The sequence below is a fragment of the Nocardia carnea NBRC 14403 genome (assembly GCF_000308515.1).
Taxonomy (GTDB): domain Bacteria; phylum Actinomycetota; class Actinomycetes; order Mycobacteriales; family Mycobacteriaceae; genus Nocardia; species Nocardia carnea.
The window spans coordinates 1-18,910 of sequence record NZ_BAFV01000110.1 but is presented as its reverse complement, the minus strand read 5'-3'; the positions used below and the strand labels follow the sequence as shown (position 1 = coordinate 18,910).

18 protein-coding genes are annotated in these 18,910 nt (G+C 66.1%); 14 read left to right on the top strand and 4 right to left on the bottom strand.

All coding sequences use genetic code 11. From position 1 onward, the window contains the following. Position 1: 1 nt before the first annotated feature. Genes ON22_RS27690 through ON22_RS27670 form a run of 5 tightly spaced genes read left to right on the top strand, consistent with a single transcriptional unit; the run spans position 2 to position 3,720 of the window. Entirely contained in the window at positions 2 to 580 is a 579-nt protein-coding gene (locus tag ON22_RS27690) for a VOC family protein (protein ID WP_033247597.1), read from the top strand. A gap of 7 nt (positions 581 to 587) precedes the next feature. Further along, positions 588 to 1,469: an alpha/beta fold hydrolase gene (locus tag ON22_RS27685; protein WP_033247596.1), complete on the top strand. Its 882-nt coding sequence runs from the start codon at positions 588 to 590 to the stop codon at positions 1,467 to 1,469. After that, positions 1,466 to 2,275, top strand: a complete 810-nt coding sequence (gene hpaH, locus ON22_RS27680; RefSeq protein WP_033247595.1) for a 2-oxo-hept-4-ene-1,7-dioate hydratase — start codon at positions 1,466 to 1,468, stop codon at positions 2,273 to 2,275. The genes ON22_RS27685 and hpaH overlap by 4 nt, the downstream gene beginning before the upstream one ends. Before the next feature lie 16 nt (positions 2,276 to 2,291). Beyond that, positions 2,292 to 3,134: an HpcH/HpaI aldolase family protein gene (locus tag ON22_RS27675; protein WP_033247594.1), complete on the top strand. Its 843-nt coding sequence runs from the start codon at positions 2,292 to 2,294 to the stop codon at positions 3,132 to 3,134. 34 nt (positions 3,135 to 3,168) lie between these two features. Continuing rightward, positions 3,169 to 3,720 carry a carboxymuconolactone decarboxylase family protein gene (locus ON22_RS27670; protein ID WP_033247593.1) on the top strand — a complete coding sequence of 184 codons (552 nt, stop codon included), beginning with the start codon at positions 3,169 to 3,171 and terminating at the stop codon, positions 3,718 to 3,720. A 3-nt stretch (positions 3,721 to 3,723) separates the two neighbouring features. Here the strand turns inward: ON22_RS27670 and ON22_RS35000 are convergent, their stop codons facing one another. Next, entirely contained in the window at positions 3,724 to 4,995 is a 1,272-nt protein-coding gene (locus ON22_RS35000; protein ID WP_051158166.1) for a TetR/AcrR family transcriptional regulator, read from the bottom strand. Positions 4,996 to 5,211: 216 nt separating this feature from the next. Here ON22_RS35000 and ON22_RS27660 point away from each other — a divergent pair, with 216 nt between their 5' ends. From ON22_RS27660 to ON22_RS27635, 6 genes are all read left to right on the top strand, one after another. After that, positions 5,212 to 6,021, top strand: a complete 810-nt coding sequence (locus ON22_RS27660; protein ID WP_081595886.1) for an IclR family transcriptional regulator — start codon at positions 5,212 to 5,214, stop codon at positions 6,019 to 6,021. Positions 6,022 to 6,216: 195 nt separating this feature from the next. After that, the gene (locus ON22_RS27655) at positions 6,217 to 7,218 is read left to right on the top strand and encodes an ABC transporter substrate-binding protein (protein WP_033247592.1); all 1,002 of its coding nucleotides are present in this window, start codon (positions 6,217 to 6,219) and stop codon (positions 7,216 to 7,218) included. A gap of 5 nt (positions 7,219 to 7,223) precedes the next feature. After that, positions 7,224 to 8,084, top strand: coding sequence for an ABC transporter permease (locus tag ON22_RS27650; RefSeq protein WP_156052490.1), 861 nt, complete (start codon positions 7,224 to 7,226; stop codon positions 8,082 to 8,084). Continuing rightward, entirely contained in the window at positions 8,081 to 8,839 is a 759-nt protein-coding gene (locus tag ON22_RS27645) for an ABC transporter permease (RefSeq protein WP_033247591.1), read from the top strand. The genes ON22_RS27650 and ON22_RS27645 overlap by 4 nt, the downstream gene beginning before the upstream one ends. A gap of 10 nt (positions 8,840 to 8,849) precedes the next feature. Beyond that, positions 8,850 to 9,707 carry an ABC transporter ATP-binding protein gene (locus tag ON22_RS27640; protein ID WP_051158164.1) on the top strand — a complete coding sequence of 286 codons (858 nt, stop codon included), beginning with the start codon at positions 8,850 to 8,852 and terminating at the stop codon, positions 9,705 to 9,707. 30 nt (positions 9,708 to 9,737) lie between these two features. Continuing rightward, entirely contained in the window at positions 9,738 to 11,189 is a 1,452-nt protein-coding gene (locus ON22_RS27635; RefSeq protein ID WP_081595885.1) for an aldehyde dehydrogenase family protein, read from the top strand. 157 nt (positions 11,190 to 11,346) lie between these two features. On the opposite strand, the gene ON22_RS27630 is transcribed toward ON22_RS27635, so the two are convergent. After that, positions 11,347 to 12,462 carry a CaiB/BaiF CoA transferase family protein gene (locus ON22_RS27630; RefSeq protein WP_033247590.1) on the bottom strand — a complete coding sequence of 372 codons (1,116 nt, stop codon included), beginning with the start codon at positions 12,460 to 12,462 and terminating at the stop codon, positions 11,347 to 11,349. Beyond that, complete coding sequence (locus ON22_RS27625) at positions 12,459 to 13,625, bottom strand: acyl-CoA dehydrogenase family protein (RefSeq protein ID WP_033247589.1); 1,167 nt, start codon at positions 13,623 to 13,625, stop codon at positions 12,459 to 12,461. Before ON22_RS27625 ends, ON22_RS27630 begins: the two co-directional genes overlap by 4 nt. A 132-nt stretch (positions 13,626 to 13,757) precedes the next feature. Between ON22_RS27625 and ON22_RS27620 the strand changes: the two genes are divergently transcribed. The 3 genes from ON22_RS27620 (at position 13,758) to ON22_RS27610 (ending at position 18,400) form a co-directional block, all read left to right on the top strand. Then, positions 13,758 to 14,765 (top strand): LacI family DNA-binding transcriptional regulator, encoded by a 1,008-nt coding sequence (locus ON22_RS27620; protein WP_033247588.1) that lies wholly within the window; start codon positions 13,758 to 13,760, stop codon positions 14,763 to 14,765. Positions 14,766 to 15,138: 373 nt separating this feature from the next. Next, complete coding sequence (locus ON22_RS27615) at positions 15,139 to 15,897, top strand: SDR family NAD(P)-dependent oxidoreductase (protein WP_033247587.1); 759 nt, start codon at positions 15,139 to 15,141, stop codon at positions 15,895 to 15,897. Between the two features lie 805 nt (positions 15,898 to 16,702). Continuing rightward, on the top strand, positions 16,703 to 18,400 hold the full coding sequence (locus ON22_RS27610) for a WXG100-like domain-containing protein (RefSeq protein WP_156052489.1): 1,698 nt from the start codon (positions 16,703 to 16,705) through the stop codon (positions 18,398 to 18,400). A 235-nt stretch (positions 18,401 to 18,635) separates the two neighbouring features. Here ON22_RS27610 and ON22_RS37650 read toward each other — a convergent pair. After that, the coding region (locus ON22_RS37650) for a hypothetical protein (protein WP_043740797.1) at positions 18,636 to 18,910 on the bottom strand (275 nt) is incomplete at its 5' end.

Genomic DNA, 18,910 nt, shown 5'->3' with positions numbered 1-18,910 from the left:
CGTGCCCGATTTCAATCCGCGCCTCGCCCATCTGGGCATCTTCTGCAAAGACCTCGATGCCATGATCGATTTCTACACCCGGGAATTCGGCATGGTCGTCACCGATTCCGGGCTCGGAAAGTCCGGTAAGGCGGGGACTCGGCGTCCCGGTGCGTTCCTCTCGGCCGATCCCACCGAGCATCATCAGCTCGCGCTGATCGCCGGCCGCGAACCCGGTACACCGCCGACCACCGCGCAGATCTCGTTCCTCGTTCCCACTCTGGCCGAACTGCGCGCCTTCTGGCGTCATGTCCAGGAGACCGGGATCCCGGTGGAGGTCGTCAAGAACCACGGCAACGCCTGGAGCGTCTACATCGACGATCCGGACGGCAACATGATCGAGGTCTACACTCATTCGCCCTGGTACGTGCAGCAGCCCCTCGGCGAACCGCTCGACCTCACCGATTCCGAGGACGAGATCATGCGCCAGACCGAGGCGCTCGTGGAACGCGACCCCGAAGCGCGGCCGCGGGAAGAGTGGATGGCGCAGATGCGCGAGAAGCTGGCCGCGGCCCAGGTCTCCTTCCGGCACGCGGAGTAGATCGAGGATGCAACGCTATCGAAGCGTGTGGACCTATCTCGATACCGTGCGGCACACCCTCGACTGGGTCGATGCCGCCGGGGTCCGCACCCGCTACCTGGAGACGGGCGACCCCGACGGCCCCGTCGTCCTGCTCCTGCACGGAACCGCCGGCAGCCTGGAGAATTTCTGCGCCAACTACGGCGCCCTGGCGCAGACGCATCGGGTGATCGGGATCGATATGCTCGGCTGCGGGTATACCGATAAACCCGACCGTCCCTATCTCATCCCGGACTATGCCGAGCATGCGCTCGCCGTCCTCGACGCGCTGGATATCGACAGTGCCGCGGTGATCGGGGTATCGCTCGGGTCATGGGTCGGGGCCCGGCTCGCGGTGGACCGTCCGGACCGCATCACTCAGTTGGTGATGGTGGCGCCGGCCGGCATCATCGTCGATCCCGAGGAAGAGAAGAAGTTCGGCGCCGATGTCCGGCGCCGGCGCCAAGGTGCCGCGCAGGCGCCGTCCTGGGAATCGGTGAGCGCGGCGATGGGCCGGCTGGTGCTCGATCCGGCGGATCTCATCGACGATCTCGTCGGGGTGCGGTTGCGTATCTACCAGCAGCCCGAGATGGCCGATGCGATGGCGAATCTGCTCGCATTCAGCACCGGTGGCCAGGACCTTTCCGCCGGAGAATGGTCCCGGCTGCAGCAACCGGCGCTGATCATCGCCGCCGTGGACGCACCGAACATGTTCCTCGACAATGCCCGGCGGCTCGGGGAGATCCTGCCGAACGCGCAGGTGATCGATATGACCGGATGCGATCACTGGGCCCAGTTCGAACGCGCCGACGAATTCAACCGGCTGGCAGTACAGTTCCTGACCGCGGGCGACCGGATCGGCGTCCGATGACCGCCTTCACCTCGCAGACCTGCGCGGCGCTGGCGAGCGAACTGCATACCGCCGAGCAGCGCCGCGAACAGATCCGGCACTTCTCCGGTCGGTTCCCGGGGATGAGTATCGAAGACGGGTACGCGGTGTCCCGGGCCTGGGCGCGGATCAAAGAGTCCGAAGGGCAGCGCGTGGTCGGCCACAAGATCGGCCTGACCTCCCGCGCAATGCAGGTCAGCAGCCAGATCGACGAACCCGATTTCGGCACGCTGTTCGACGAGATGGTCTATGAGGGCGGTAGCCCCATCGCCGCGCAGCGGTTCATCAAACCGCGGGTGGAGGTCGAGCTGGCCTTCCTGCTGCGCGATCCGCTCGAGGGCCCGGACGTCTCGATCAACGATGTACTCAACGCCACCGACCGGATCACCCCGGCGCTGGAGATCATCGACGCCCGTATCGAACAGTTCGACCGGGAAACCGGTGCCCCACGCAGAATTTTCGACACCATTTCCGACAATGCCGCCAACGCCGGAATCGTGCTGGGGGGCAGCCCGGTCCGCCCGGACGATCTCGATCTGCGCTGGGCCGGCGCCCTGCTCTATCTCAACGGCGGTGTCGAGGAATCCGGGCTCGCCGGCGCCGTGCTGGGCCACCCGGCCCGCGGTGTCGCGTGGCTGGCCCGGCGCCTGCATCGGCACGGGGAACGTCTCGAAGCCGGGCATATCGTGCTGGCGGGATCTTTCACCCGGCCGGTCGCTCTCACCCGCGGTGATGTCGTCCACGCCGACTACGGCCGGCTCGGCGATATCTCCTTCCAACTGGTCTGAACGAGGAACCCCACCGATGTCCATCACCGGGCCGACCCCGCCCAATCGATTCAAACAGCGATTGGCGACAGGCGAACAGCAGATCGGGCTGTGGACCGTTCTCGCGAACGGCTACACCGCCGAAATCCTCGCCGGATGCGGTTACGACTGGTTGCTGATCGACGCCGAACACGGGCCCAACGATCTGCGGTCGGTCCTCGAACAACTGCAGGGGATCGCCGCCGCGGCGACGGTACTCGGCGGTCGCGCTGCCGAACTGTCCCAACCGGTGGTGCGCCTACCGCACGGAGATCCGGCGCTCATCAAGCAGTACCTGGAGATCGGCGTGCGCAACCTGCTGGTCCCGATGGTCGACACTGCGCAGCAGGCGGCCGAGCTGGTACGGGCGGTGCGGTATCCCCCGCGTGGCCAGCGGGGGATGGGCAGCGGTCTCGGCCGGTCGTCCCGGTGGGGACGCTGGACCGATTACGTCCTGACATCGGATGACAATGTGTGCCTCCTGGTGCAGGTAGAGACCCGCACGGCCCTCGACAATATCGAGGCGATCGCAGCGACCGACGGGGTCGACGGGGTGTTGCTCGGACCCGCCGATCTCGCGGCCGATATGGGCTACCCGGAGCAGCGCACCCATCCCGAGGTGATCGCGGCCATCGACCGCGGTGTCGAAACCCTCCGCCGTATCGGTACCCCGGCCGGCATCATGCTCACCGATATCGCCGCCGCCCAGGAATGGCTGCGCCGTGGCGTCGCCTTCGCCGGCGTCGGCGTCGACTCCACCCTGCTCATCCGCGCCGCCGACGATCTACTCACCCGATTCCGGCAGCAGACCCCTGCGGCCGAAGCAGTCGGCACGTACTGAACGCAGCGAACACCCCGAACGTCAGGAGAGTTCCTTGGCTCGTATCCCGTACTTCGACCCCGACAATGCGCCCGACCGCGTGGTCCGGGCCATGGCCGGAAAGCGGAAGATCAATATCTTCCGGATGATCGCGAACTCGCAGAACAGCGCACCCGAGGTGCTGGCCCTCGGCCAGACCCTGAGCCGGGGCAGCTCGCTCGACCCGGTGCACCGCGAGGTCGTCATCCTGCGGGTCGCCCACCTCACCGGCGCCGCTTACCAATGGCACGAACACACCGCCGTCGCCGAACGGGTGGGTTTCACGCGGTCGAAGATCGAGGCGGTCGCCGCCTATTCGGGTGAGGCCGCAGCGAGCGAGTTCGCTCCGTTCGAGATCCTGCTGCTGGACTTCACCGATGCCGTCGTCCGGACGACAACGGTCCCGGACGAAGTGTTCGACGCGGTCGGCGCGGAATACAACGAATCCGAACTCGTGGAGCTCGTCCTGCTCATCGGCTTCTACATGATGGTCGGCCGCGTGATGAACACCTTCCGGCTGGAACTGGAGACCGGCCCCGTGGACACCTATCGGCTTCGCCTCGACTGACCGTCAGACAACCGAGGTCGGCCACTGGTTCATGACGCCGTCCATCATGGCGTCGAACAGCCGTGTCGTGGCTTCGACCGGTGCGGGCCGGCCGAGTGCCGAGCGGAGCATCAGGCCTTCGACCAGCCGGAGCACGGTCCAGGCCAGATGCTCCCCGAACGCCTCCGCGCGGCCGGTGGGCGGGAGGGCCTCGGCGAACCACTCCGCCAGCGCGGTTTCGGCACCCGCGGTCCCGGCGGCGACGGCGAGCCCACCGGCGGTCGGCGGATCCCACTGCTGGACCTTGAGCAGCAGACCCGCCTTGATCGTGTCCGGGTGGTCGTGTGCGCCGCGCATGGTCGTGCTCAAGGCGGCCGAAACCTCTTCGGTCCAGGGTTTCTCGCCGAGCGCGTGCAAGGGTGCGAGAAGTTCCAGGAACGGTTCGGCCACGGCGGCCTTGATCAGGGAGTCCTTGTCTTTGTATCGCCAGTAGACCGAGCTGCGCTGCATCCCGGTGGCCGAACAGATGCGGCCGATCGTCGCACCTTCGTAGCCGTGCTCGGCGACGAGCCGGCGGGTGACGCTCAGGAGAGCTGCCGGCCCGGTGGTCTCGTCGGCCAGGGCCGGCGGCTGCGTGGGCAGCTCGGCAGTGGGGATCGGTTCTGCGCCGGTACGCAGCGCGGTGAAGGCCGAGGCGAGAACCAGCCCGACGATGCGGCTGCGGTGGGCGACCGCCGCCGGGCCGTCCGCGACGACATCGGAGATGTAGTGGCCGTCCATCAGGGCGAGGGTCAGGGTGGACATCCACCACGTCCCCGGGCCGCGGGTGTTCTCGTCGGCGTCGAACGCGGCGAAGACGTCGTCCCACCAGTTGCGTATCGATTCGAGAGCGGCGGCGCGGCGGCGCTGGAACGGTTCCTGGATCTTCGACCGGGCGGCACTGCCTTCGAGCGCGAGCATGATGCCGAGCCGCAGCGGAGCCTCCGATTCCGAGGCCTGTAGTTCGGGTTCGAGTTCGCCGATCAGCTGGTCTTCGAGTGGCACCGCGGGATCGAATCCCTGCCAGGATCGGCGGCCTCGGGCGAAGCGCGTGTACGAGTACTCCAGTGCGGAGGCGATGAGCTCGTCCTTGTCGCGGAAGTACCAGTAGATCGAACTGGCGGGCAGCTGCGTGAATTTCGTGATCCGGGCGATCGTCGTGTTGTCGTACCCGTACCGGCCGACCAATTGCACGGTGGCGTCGAGAATGCGCTGCACACTGGCTTCTCCGCGGGCATTCCGTCGGGCGGTGTTCATGGCGTCTCTTTCCGGTGGCGGGGCTGCCGAACGGGAGGAACTCAGCGTACCTGCCGGGTTTCGGTATGGGCGGGTGTGTTGCCGCTCACTGGAACGGTCATTACAATCACTGTACCAACCACTACAGAAGTTGGCTGGCCGATACCGGGCAACACCGAAAGACGCTGTCGGCCAACCGGCGGGGGGACTGCAGAACAACCTGGAGAGGGGTCCCGCGTGACCGCACTGATGGAAGAACCCGGCTTCGCCGACGGCCTGGCCGAGGACGGAAACACGAACAAGAACGGTCAACGGGGGACGGCCTCGGTGCTCAAAGCGCTCCAGTTGCTGGACGAGTTCCGCAACGGTGACGCCTCGATGGGGGTCAGCGATATCGCCCGCCGGGTCGGTGTGCCCACCTCCACCGCCTATCGACTGCTGGCCTACCTCGTCGAAAGTGGATTCGTATCGAAGGAGGGCACGCAGTACCGACCGGGCGACAAACTGTTCGAACTCGGCAATCAGGTGGCCCACTGCCGCCCGCGCGGGCTGCGGGAACGCGTGGCTCCCTACCTGGGGGAGTTGTACGCGGCGTCCGGGATGACAGCCCGGCTCGCGATCCTGGACGGGCCCGAGGTCGTCATCGTCGACAAGATCGTCGGGTTGCGCACCCTGCCCGCGCCCACCGCCATCGGTGGCCGGGTGCCGGCCACCTGCACCGCGCTGGGTAAGGCCATGCTCGCGTTTCAGCCCCCGCAGCGGCTCGCGAGTGTCTTCCAGGAGGCACTACCGCGGCGGACCCGGCATTCCGTGGCCAGCCGATCGGTGCTGCATCAGCAACTGGTGGAAATCCGCTCGACCCGGCTGGCCTATGATCGCCAGGAATCGGTCCTCGGGCAGGTATGTGTAGCGACGCCGATCGTGCGTGACGGTATCGCCGTGGCCGCGATAAGCCTCTCGGCGCCCACTGTGCGCAGCAACCTCGTGCAATCGGGGAACGCGCTGCGGCAGGCGGCCGGGCAGATCGAACGAATTCTCACGGTCTGAGCGGCCGGCGGCGGCACGGGTATTGCGCCATCTGGAAAGGAGCGATTCCTTCCCGGCTCGCCGGACCGTAGCATCCCTGGAACGGCCGCTCCAGAAGTGATACGGGGCACAATCGCCTGTTGTCATGACGCCGGCCACAGGCCCCGACGCCGAACCGCGCATTTATCACGCCATCACCAAGACCGGAGTTTCGACATGTCCCTCGCGTGCATCGCAGCACCCGTAGTCCGTCGCGCCGCCGCTGCCACCGCGGCGGGCATCCTCGCCCTCACGCTCGGGGCCTGCTCCTCCGACAGCGGTTCCGGTGGGCCGGTGAGCGATATCAAGGTGGGCAGTTCGCCCGGGCTGTCCGGTATCGGACTACGGGTCGCCGTCAGCGAGGGGAATTTCGCCGAACGCGGCCTGACCGTCACACCCACCGCGAACAAATCCGCCAACGATGCCGTCCCGCAGCTGCTCAACGGCGGTCTGCACGTGGCGCAGATGGACACCATCACCCTGATGCAGGCTCGCTCCCAGGGCCTGCCCATCCGGGTGATCGCGGGTGCAGGCCTGCAATCCACCGACGGTGAGGACGGCGAGCTGTCGGCGGCCAGTGTGGTGTCGGCGCCGTCGAGCCCGATCAAGTCGGTGCGAGACCTGGTCGGCAAGAAGGTCGGCGTTCCGGCCATCAAAACGCAGACCTGGATGAATATCCGCGCCATCGTGGACCGCGCCGGTGGTGATTCCGCCGCCATCGAGTTCGTCGAGGTGCCGCCGGCGCAGACGATCGACCTGGTCCAGCAGGGCTTCGTGGACGCCGCCACCCCGAACGAGCCCCTGGCCTCCAGCGCTATCTCTTCCGGGAAGGCGCAGCTGGTGCACAACACCGATGTGCCGGGTAACAAGGGCGTTCCCTCCTCGGTGTATGTGGCGAGCGAGCAGTTCATCGCCGAGAACCCGGAGGCGGTGCAGAAGTTCGCCGAAGGTATCTATGAGGCCGCAGCATCGGTCAACGGCAATACCGAGCTCGCCGAGAAGGTGGCCCGGGAGCAGCTCGGTTTCAGCCCGGAGCAGCTCGAGAACGCCTACGTCCAGACATTCGCCGCGGAACCGGTGACCGCCGAGCAGCTCGACAAGATCGCGACCCTGGCCGTCGAGTACGAAATCCTGACCGAAAAGCCGGCGGCCGATGAGCTGCTGGCCGAGTCCGAGTGAACGATATGACTCTCACCAGCGCACCCACGACCCGGGCGGAAACCCGGGCGAGGCCTGCGGCCGCAGGTAAGGCCGATACCGGCTCGGCCGGCCGTCGCCGTACCGGGCTCGTCACCAAACTCGCCGCTATCGCCGCCGTACTGCTGATATGGCAGCTCATCGCCATGAGCTCGATGGTCGACGACGATTCCCTGCCCAGTCCCGTCGAAGCCGCGCAGGCGCTCGTCGGGCTCTGGGGAACGAGCGAATACTGGACCGCTCTGGGCACGACAGTCCGCGTATGGGCCACCGGCCTCGCCCTGTGCGCCGTCATCGGAATTCCGCTCGGGCTGCTGCTGGGGGCCTCGCTGCGCGCCACCCAGAGCACCCGGTGGATCATCGATTTCTTCCGCAGTATCCCGACCATCGCGCTGCTGCCGCTGGTGCTGCTGCTCTTCGGAGCCACCAGCCAGATGGAGATCACCATGATCGTCCTCGCGGCGATCTGGCCCCTGCTCATCCAGTCGATGTATGCGGCCAAGCAGGTCGAACCGCTACACAAATGGGTGGTCCGGGTATTCCGGATCTCCCTGGCCGATCGCCTGCGCTACCTGTGGGTTCCCAGCGTGACGCTGCTCGTCTTCACCGGTTTGCGGCTGGCGGCGACGATGGCGCTGCTGATGACGATCAGCGCCGAATACATCGGTGGCGCCGAAGGCCTGGGCCTGGAGTTGTCGCATATGGAGCAGGCTTTCCAGCGCCCCGAGGTGTTCGCCTACGCCATCACGGCCGGTGTGCTCGGGTTGCTCATCAACACCCTGATCGTCGCCGCGCAACGTCGCCTGCTGTGGTGGCATCCGAGTATTCGAGGGGAGCGTCCGGCATGAAACGTGTCACCGCCCTGGCCTGGGAGATCTGGCTCCCCATCGTTCTCGTCGTCGCCTGGCTCGTGGCTTCGGCCGGTAGTTCCTCGTTCTATTTCCCGCCGCTGGCCGACATTCTGGACCGCGTCGCCGAGGTCTGGTTCTTCGACGGTATCGCGGAGAACCTGGTCCCCAGCCTGCTCCGGATCGTCGTCGGTTTCGGTTTCGCGCTGATCGTCGGTGTGCTCGGTGGGATTCTCCTCGGACTGCTGCCGCGTTTCGAGGAGGCGGTCCGGCCGATCCTGGAATTCCTCCGCTCCACACCGGGCGTCGCCCTGCTGCCGATCGCCACCATCTTCCTCGGGATCGGCGACACCATGAAGGTGTTCCTGATCGCGCTGGCATCGATGTGGCCGATCCTGCTGAACACCATCGACGGTGTGCGTTCGGTGGAACCGGTCCTGCTCAGCATGGCCCGCAGCTACCGGCTCCCGCTCGGCGACCGTATCCGCTATATCTACGCGCCCAATGCCGCCCCGCAGATCTTCGCCGGCGCCCGGCTCGCATTGACCATCGCCACCGTTGTCATGGTGGTGACCGAAATGATCGGATCGCCCGGCGGTATCGGTTATTTCATTCTGGATTCACAGCGCAGTTTCAACATCCTCAACATGTGGTCGGGGATCGTGATGCTGGGTGTGCTGGGTTATCTGCTCAACTTCGGATTCCGCCTGATCGAAACGCAAGTCCTCGATTGGCACAACAAGAAGAACGCTTAGGAGCCTGACAATGAGCGCATCTGCCAACTCTGCCGCCGGCACACCGGCGCCGAGCGACGAACTGCTCGTCGTCGAGAACCTGTCCAAGAGCTTCGGCGATCACCAGGTGCTGGGCGGGATAGATGTCACCGTCCGATCCGGCGAATTCATGTGCATCGTCGGGCCCTCGGGAGCCGGCAAGACGACACTTCTGCAATGCCTTTCGGGACTGATCGCCCCGACCGCCGGAATCGTCTCGCTGCGCGGACGCCAGATCACGGAACCACCCGCCGAAATGGCGATCGTCTTCCAGGACTATTCGCGCTCCCTAATGCCGTGGATGTCGGTCCTCGACAATGTGATGCTGCCGCTGCGCTCCACGACCAAAGACAAGAAACAGCGCAAGGAAACGGCCATGGCCGCGCTCGTGGAGGTCGGCCTGAAGGAGCATGTGCAGAAGTATCCGTGGCAGCTTTCCGGCGGTATGCAACAGCGGGTCGCCATCGCGCGCGCCCTGGCCTACGCACCGGCGATCGTTCTCATGGACGAACCGTTCGCATCGGTCGACGCCCAGACCCGGGCGGACCTCGAGGATCTGACGCTACGGGTAAAGAAGCATCTCGGTATCACCATCCTGCTGGTCACCCACGATATCGACGAAGCCGTCTACCTCTCGGACCGGGTCCTGGTGCTCGGTAAGAAACCGACCCAGGTAGTCGACCTCATCGAAACCCATCTCGGCGCCGACCGCGATCAGATCGCCACCAAGGCCACCCGCGAATTCGCCGAACTGCGCAGCCGCGTCTACCGGGAGATCCGGCACGGCGATATCCCCGCTGCCACAGCGGACGCGGAGCCGGCCCGTTCACCCGATCACGTGCTCAACTGATCGACGATCGCCAGGAAGACGAGTAGAAGAATGACATCGCTCGACGAGCGCTCAGCACAGACTGTTCCGGAACGCGGAGTGCGTATCGGGCACCGGGAAATCTTCACCGATACGGCATCGCCGGTCGTCAATCCCTATGACGGTGTTCTCGTCGGCCGGGTGGCGAATGCGTCGGCCGGTGCGGCCGCGGAGGCGGTCGAGCTGGCGTATCGCACCCTCGACCAGCAGATTCCGGCGCATATCCGCGCCGCGATACTGGATCGGATCGCCGAACTCATCCTCGAGCGCAAGCCGGTGCTCGCGAACCTGATCTGCGCCGAAGTCGCCAAACCGATCGGTTCGGCCCGCGCGGAAGTGGACCGGGCCGCGGACACCTTCCGGCTCGCCGCGGCGGTCGCGCGGACCCACACCGGCCGCGGTGTCGCGATGGACGCGACGGCTGCGGGCGTCGGCAAGATCGGCTTCACCCGGCAGATGCCCATCGGGGTCGTCACCGCCATCGCCCCGTTCAACTTTCCGCTCAACCTCGTCGCGCACAAGCTGGCCCCCGCGTTCGCCGTCGGCTGCCCGGTCGTACTCAAACCCGCGCCGCAGGCACCGCTGACATCGTTCGTTCTGGCCGATATCTGCGCGGACGCCGGTATGCCGGAGGGCTACCTGTCGGTCGTCCCGGGGGATCCCGGCGAGATCAGCGCGGTGATCGTCGAGGATCCGCGGGTCGCGGCCATCAGCTTCACCGGTTCGGCCGCCGTCGGCTGGCATATCGCCGGGGCCGGGTCGCGGAAGAAAGTGCTGCTCGAACTCGGGAATGCCAGCCCGGCGATTATCGAGTCCGATGCCGATCTCGAACAGGCCGCGGACAAACTGGTGCCCAACGCCTTCGGTTTCGCCGGGCAGACCTGTGTTTCGGTCCAGCGGATCTATGTGAACGATGCCGTGGCCGGCGACCTCCGGGCGTTGCTGACGGAACGGATGTCCCGCCTGGGAGTGGGCGACCCTGCCGACGAGCAGGTGCTCTGCGGGCCCGTCATCGACGACAAGGCGAGACACCGCATCACCACCGCGATCGGACAGGCGGAATCGGCCGGTGCCGTCGTGCGGGCCGGCGGTGGTGTCCGGCCGGACGGAATCCTCGAGCCCACCCTGCTCACCGATGTCGGTCCGGCCTGCGACCTCATCCGGGAAGAAATCTTCGGACCCGTCCTGAGCCTGGTACGCGTGGGCTCGTTCGACGAGGCGATCGCGCTGTCGAACGATTCGAAATACGGTTTGCAGGCGGGTGTTTTCACCTCCGATATGAGCAAGGCGCTGGCCGCTACCGAACGACTGAAATTCGGCAGTGTCCTGATCAACGAAACCCCGGCCTTCCGCGCCGACAATATGCCCTACGGCGGGATTCGCGAGTCCGGCAATACAAAAGAGGGGCCGGAGTCGACCGCGCGGGAGCTGACAACCGAACGGCTGTGTGTGTTGAACCTCTAGAGCGGTGGCCGAAGCAGCAGTAATCCCCGGGGCACATATGTGCCCCGGGCATGCTGTTCGTGGCGGGGATTACTGCTGTTCGCGGTGACATGGGCTGCCCCCATAGAGGTCCGCATCGGCGCGGACATGCGGCGGGAACATCACCTCATTGTTTCGCTCAGCCGGCCGTATCCGCCCCGAGACGTGGCGGTGCCGTGCGATAGGTCGCCGGGGTGGCACTGAGCCCGATCGGGTTGGCGATCTGCGCAACTGTGCCGGAGTCCTGGTCGTCGATACCGATCACCGGGGACAGGCCGAGATTCTGTGCGTAGCCGATCGCGCCGGCGATATCGTTGAGCGGTCCGCACGGCACCCGTGCTGCGGACAGCGCCGTGTACCAGGCATCGGCCCCGTCGGCCGCCAGCAGATCCGCCAGCGTGGTGCGGAGTTCGTCGCGGTGGGCGACCCGGGCGGTATTGGTGGCGAAGCGTTCGTCGTCGGCCATTTCGGCGACCCCGAGAACCTTGACCAGCGCGGCGAACTGGCGGTCGTTGCCGACCGCCAGCACCAGTGGCCGGTCGGCCGTCGCGAACACCTCGTAGGGAGCGATGCTCGGATGCCGGTTGCCCATTGCCTGCGGGACCACCCCGGCTCCGATGTAGCCGGAGGTCTGGTTGGTCAGGGCGGACAGCAGCGACGACAACAGGTTGACCTCCACCCGCTGGCCCTCGCCTGTTCGGTCCCGGTGCCGGAGCGCGGCCAGGATGCCGAGGGCCGCGTGCAGGCCGGTGATGACATCGACCACGGCGACACCGACTTTGGTGGGGGTGGCGGGATCGGGACCGGTGATGCTCATCAAACCGCCGACCGCCTGGATGAGCAGGTCGTATCCGGGCATGGTGTTCTCGCGGCCGAAACCGGTCACCGAGCAGTAGACGATATCCGGATTGATCTCGGTGACCTGGTCGTATCCGAGCCCGAGCCGTTCCATCGTGCCGGGCAGGAAATTCTCGACGACGACATCTGCGCGAGCCACCAGCTCCCGCGCCGCGGCGAGACCTTCGCGATCCGACAGGTCGAGCGCGACCGATTTCTTGTTGCGGTTCACGCTGAGGAAATAGGTGGATTCCGTTCCCGCCCAGGGCGGACCCCAGCGGCGCGTATCGTCGCCGGTTTCCGGCCGTTCGACCTTGATCACTTCCGCACCGAAATCCGCGAGCAGCATCGTTGCGTACGGACCGGCCAGGACGCGGCCGAAATCGGCGATGACCAGGCCGTCCAGTGCGCCGGTCACCGGAAGGCTGCCGAACCGGTGAGCGCCTTGCCGATGGTCAGCTGATGGACCTCGGAGGTGCCCTCGTAGGTGAGCACGGATTCGAGGTTGTTGGCGTGCCGGATCACCGGGTATTCGAGGGTGATGCCGTTGGCGGCGAGGATGGTCCGGCATTCGCGGGCGATGGCGATGGCCTCGCGCACATTGTTGAGTTTGCCGGTGCTGACCTGTTCGGGCGTGATCTCGCCGCGGTCCTTGATTCGGCCCAGGTGGTAGGCGAGCAGATGTCCCTTACCCACTTCGAGCGCCATATCCGCGAGCTTGGCCTGTGTGAGCTGGTAGCCGGCCAGCGGTTTGCCGAAGACCTCGCGGGTCTGTGCGTAGTCGATCGCGGTTTCCAGGCAGTCGCGGGCGGCGCCGATCGCGCCGAAGACGATGCCGAACCGGGCCTCGCCGAGGCTGGTGAGGGGCCCGCGCAGACCTTGCGCGAGGGGCAGCATTGCCGAGGCGGGCAGCCGGACGTCTTCCAGGACGAGTTCGGAGGTCACCGAGGCGCGCAGCGACATCTTCGCCCGGATCTCGGGGGCGGAGAACCCCGGGGTGTCGGTGGGAACGATGAAACCGCGGATACCCTCTTCGGTCTGGGCCCAGACCACCGCGATATCGGCGATCGAGCCGTTGGTGATCCACATTTTCTTCCCGTTGAGCACCCAGTCGCCGCCGTCGCGCACCGCGCGGGTGCGCATTCCGGCCGGGTCGGAGCCGTGATCGGGTTCGGTGAGGCCGAAGCAGCCGATCGCCCGGCCGGCGGCCATCGACGGCAGCCACTGCTGTTTCTGTTCCTCGCTGCCCCAGTGGTGGATCGAGAACATCGCCAGCGAACCCTGCACCGACACCAGGCTGCGGATACCGGAGTCGACTGCCTCGAGTTCGAGGCAGGCCAGGCCGTAGGCGGTGGCGCTCGTTCCGGCGCAGTCATATCCCTCCAGATGCATACCGAGTACGCCCAGCGAGCCGAGTTCGACGGCCAGTTCACGCGCCGGGAGGCGGCCTTCCTCGAACCATTCGGCGATATGCGGACGGATCCGTTCGGCGGCGAATTTGCGCACGGTGGACCGGATTTCGATTTCCTCCGGCGTGAGGAGTGAATCGAGATCGAACAGCTGGGTCAGCGACTGGGACATGCGGCCTCCGGCGGGATGTGCGCTCCGCGCAAACGGTAGAAAACGTTTGCAGGAACGATTGCGAGAACGTTTGCATGGCTACGCTAGACTTGCCTCGCAAGACAGTCAAACCTGGAAGGACCCGACGCCGCGATGCACCGACCCTCCCGCGCTCCGACCCTCAAGGAGATCGCCGAGCGCGCCGGGGTGCATATCTCCACGGTCTCCCGGGTGCTGCGCCAGGACGAACCCGTGGACGGCTGGACGCCGTCGGCCCGCCGCGTCCGCGAAGTGGCCGCCGAAATCGGCTATCAACCGAACCTGTGGGCGGCCAGCCTGCGGACGCGTAAAACCACCACCCTCGGTGTCGTGATGCCACGACTGACCGACGGTGTCGTCGCCACGACCTACCAGGGCATCGAAGAGGCCGCCACTCGCGCCGGCTACTCGGTGCTGCTGTCGAGCCCGCCCGACGACCTCGACGCACAACGGCGCGCGGTGGAACTACTGCTCGGCCGGCAGGTCGACGGACTACTGCTCAGCAGCCTCCACATCCCCGGCGGCCCCTTCCTGGAATCGCTGCCGATCGGCCCGCTGCCGACCCTCACGCTCACCCGCCACGCCGATGCCGGACTCCCTTTCGTCGTCGGCGACGACCGCCTCGGCGGCTACCTCGCCGCCCGCCACCTCCTCGACCGCGGCTACTCCGACCTCGCCGTCATCAACGGCCCCGAACACGCGACCACGGCACGCGACCGGATGCTCGGATTCTCCGACGCCCTGACCGAAGCCGGAATCACCCTGCCACCGCACCGGATCGCCGAATCGAGCTTCGAGGTCGCCGGCGGCGTCGCTGCGGGCCGTGAACTCCTCGACCGGCCCGACCGCCCACGGGCCGTTTTCGCCGTCACCGACACCATCGCCATCGGCGTGCTCGGCGTGGCCCGAGACCTCGGACTGACGCTTCCGGGCGATCTCGCCCTCGTCGGCTACAACGACATCCCGGTCGCCGCCCAACTGCCCGTCCCGCTGACAACGGTTCGCTCACCCGCGCGGGAAATCGGTGCGACCGCGGTCGGCAAACTACTCGAGCTCGTCGGCGGACACGACGTGGAATCGGCGCGGTTACCCGTGGAACTCGTGGTGCGCGGGACGAGCTGAGCACGGGCCGACACGGCTGCGCTTGCCGGGCTCGGGCGACCTTCTGCTCACGAGGCCAGCGCGCCGGCCGAGCCCTCCCCGGCGTCCCCCTTCCGAGCCGCGGCGGCGACCGATTTCGGTCCGCCGCCATCCCGTACAACAGACCGGTCAACCTGCCGATGAATGGCATATGCGCTGGCGTCACTGCCCGATTCGGGTGACGTTTCCGTTCAACGAGACCACGCGAGTTTCACCGTGGCCCGCATGCATACGATCACCCGGATCGCACACATTCATATTTATCAAACGTGTCTTCGTGGGGTGACCCGAGCATGAAACGCCATACCGAACTCCGGTAACAGCGAGTTCCCGTACCCGATCGTAAGGATGAACCATGACCTACGCAGGAAAGTCAGTCCTCATCACCGGTGCTGCGTCCGGAATCGGATACGCCACAGCGGAACTGTTCGCCCGGGAAGGCGCCGATATCGTCGCCGCCGATATCAATGAAGACGCACTGCTGACGGCTACGCGCACATTGGCTGCCGAAGCGCAGGGAAGAGTGTTCGGAGTGCCGTGCGATACCGCGGATCCGGATTCCTGCGCGCGGCTCGTCGAACGTGCGGTGGAGCATCTCGGCAAGCTGGACATCGTCTGCAATATCGCGGGCATCCTCGGCAACGGGCCGACCGAGGAACTTCCCGACCAGACATGGCAGAAAGTACTGGGAGTAAATCTCAATGGCCCGTTCTACATCAGCAAACGCGTGCTCCCCCACCTCCTGAAAACCCGGGGGAGCATTGTGAACGTCGCCTCCACTGCGGGCCTGGTCGGGGTGCCTTACGGCGCCGCCTACAGTGCCTCCAAAGCGGGAGTTATCGGGTTGACCAAGGCGCTCTCGGCCGAATACGCGCGCCGTGGCGTCCGTGTGAACGCGGTTTGTCCCGGGCATGTACTGACCCCGATGACTGCAGGCGGGGGTGGGTTCGGGCCTGAAGCCGATATCGACCTGCTCGGCCGCCTGTCACCGCTGACGGGAAAGGGTTCCCGACCGGGGGAGATCGCGGCGGCAATCGCGTTCCTGTCCGCAGATACAGCACGCAATACAACAGGTGCAGTACTGACCATCGACGGTGGACAGACGGTGATTTGAACGATCACGCTGCGTTCCCAGGCGGTGTCGTGCCCTCTCGGACGGCGACGAAGCCAGTGTGATGAGTTCGCCGGTGGCGCCGGACAGCGCTCGGGATGGGGCGCTCGAACGGTCGAGCTGTATGGCCGACGGGGCACCGCTTCGGCGTCGCCGAGTAGGGGCGTTCTTCTCCGTACTGGGGATAGTTGGCGTCGTCAGACCGTTCTGGGTCTCCCCCAAAACTCGCATGCGGTTATGTGCTGTGCTGACCGGTTGGTCACTCGATCGGGCTCGTCACGCCTCCCTGGATCGTCTGGCCGAACACCTCCGCGGCCGCGACGGGAAGCCGGTCGACCTGCGAAATTACGGAGTGGCGGGTGGATCGGCGGAGTCCATCCGTATTCGTCCCCGAGGGGCTCGTGCGCTGGTTCCGGTCTCGGTACCGAGGCGGGGAGACCGCCGTGACTCCGGCCGCCGGCCCGTTGTCGGCAACGGTCGGTCCCCGGTCCGACGGGTGGTCGAACAAACCGGGGGGTGACTCGGCATTGGGTAGTCTGTTCGGGCGCCGCGGCTTCCAGCGTCGGTGCGTCGGCCGAGGTCGAATTGCGAACGGAACGAGGTGCGGGAAGTCCGAATGTTGCTGCAGCTCCAGCCGCATCCCGCGGTGTGCCGACACCCGAAATGCCCGTTTTCGGCGGTCCGCTGATGTCGACTACAGGTAAGACGCTGTACCGCAACGGGCGCCGGTCCGTGTCGACTCGTGACACCTCACGGCCCGGACAATTGGATTTCTCGCGACGATCTGCGGCGTGAGAAGGTCCGCGATTTGAGTATTCACATACCCAGCGAGGTCGTCCTCTTTCTCAACGTATGCGGCATTCCGTACCCCGATGTCGATGTGGACCAGGTCCGGGAGCTGAGCCAGGACGTCCGTGAGTTCGCCACCGACGTCCGCGATTCCTTCGACGCGGCGACGAACACCCTCGGTGATATGGGATCGGCAATGTCCGGTAACTCGTACCAGACGATTCTGGTGATGTGGGCCTACCGCCAGGAGAAGATGGCGGATCTGGATTCCGCATTCGACGTGGCTGCGACCGCGCTCGACGTTGCGGCGGACGTCATCGAAGCGATACAGATCGCGGTACTCATCGAACTTGCCGCGCTCGCCGCCAGTTTCGTGGCAAGCATGTTCACGCCCGCGGGTGCGGTGACCGGGCCCATGGTCGCCGCCGCCGCGCGCTGGCTACTCAAAAAAGCGGCCGAGACAATCATGTGGTACATCGTGGCCGAGGTGGCAGCAAAGGCCCTCGAGCCAATGCTGGAGAAGTTCGACCGGCTCATTCGCGATTCCCTGCTCCCGCCCGACTTCGCCCTGCCGTCGTCGCCCGGCAACGACTCGAAATACCACCTCGATCCCGAAGCGGTCGACAGCTACGTCCAGGATCTGGAAAAGCATGCCGATGAGATGGCCTCCCACGGCGAAAAACTCGGTGAGAAGCTCGACCGCCTCGATTTCGCGACTCCCGGATTGGAGGTACCCGCCGCCGATTGGCCCTACCCGGCTACCGACGAACCGCTGGTCGTCCCGTCGCAACCTGGAGCCCTGCCGAGCACACTGCCCAGTTGGGTGCCGGAAATGATGCGTACGCTGCCCAGCTGGTTGCCCGATATGCAATATCCGGGCGTGGACACTCCTGCCGGGAAGGCTTCGGACGGCGGTTCCTCTACACCCGGGCAACAAGTTGCGGATAGCGCCGCAGGGCCGGCCGACGCGGCCCAACCCGCAGGCGCGCCGCAGAATACGGCGACTGCTTCCCCCGATGCTTTCCCGGCCGCCGCGTCGGCCGCGCCATCGAGTTCGGTGGGTCCTCCGGTCTCAGGGGCGACTCCAGCAGCGGTGGGGACTGATTCCTCCGGAGAGGCTCGGATCTCCTCGACTGGTGAATCGACCGGTGACGGCAATGCCGCCGTCCACGAATCGGGTCGAAACGAAACCGGACCGGAGCAGCATGGCACAGCTACTGTTGGTGGTGCAGTACCTGCGGCGGCCACGCCTCCGGCGGCGGCTACACCGGGGCAGCCGCAGGCAGCGTCGGCGCAGAACAACAGTCAGCGTCCCGCCGATAGTGCGGCGAACAGGCCACAGGGAGGCGCGGGACGCGGACCGGCCGTTTCGGGGCAGAATAACCAGCAACCGTCCAGTGGCCCGCCCCGCGCTACACCCTGGTCGCGGGCCAGGAATAAAACGCCACGGGTTGCGCCGGCCACCGAACGCCCCGATGTGCAGGTGACGGCACCCTCGCCGACCGAAAACGGTGATCGTGGAGCAGCAGTCCCGAAGCCGCAATCGGATGCCGGCGGTGCAGCGCAGGTGTTTGCACCGGATACGCGGTTGCCCCTCACAGGACTTGCCGAAGACAAGGCGACCGGCAGCAACGCAGACATTGACGCACCGGCCGAACCTTCGCCGATACCTGCCGATCCCACCCCGACCGGAAGCCGTCGATCGGGGCCGGAATGATCCGGGTCGGTGAAGCCCGGGCCGGAATGCCCCGGCCGACTGGGCTATCAGCCCTGGGAATAGTTGAAGATTGGTTCGATGCGATACACGGCGCTTCGGTCCGGGCAGGGCGCGGTATGACAGGTTCAGGTGGATGCATAGCACTATCCGCGTTCGGTCATGTCGACGAGCATCCATACGGTCGGCGTTGAGATTCGACGCTTTTGCGTCCGGTCTCGATCGGAACGCACACGGCTCAGGGTGTGGTGAACGGCGTTAGTAGAAACCCCATCCGGGGCTGGAGGATGTAGTGGCGGGGTTTGCACGCAAATTCGGAGACGCGATTCTCTCGCCTATCCGAGGGATCGTCGAAGGTATGGTCGATCTGGCCAGGCGTCAGAGCGAAGGCTCTGCCGGTGCCGGCAGGACCGCGGCTGGATCGGGCAGCCGTGCCGACGCCGACGCCGCCAGATTGCCTGGTCTTCCAGATGCGGTGCTTCAGCGTTACAGGGAGGGCGGTAGCCGTGGTGA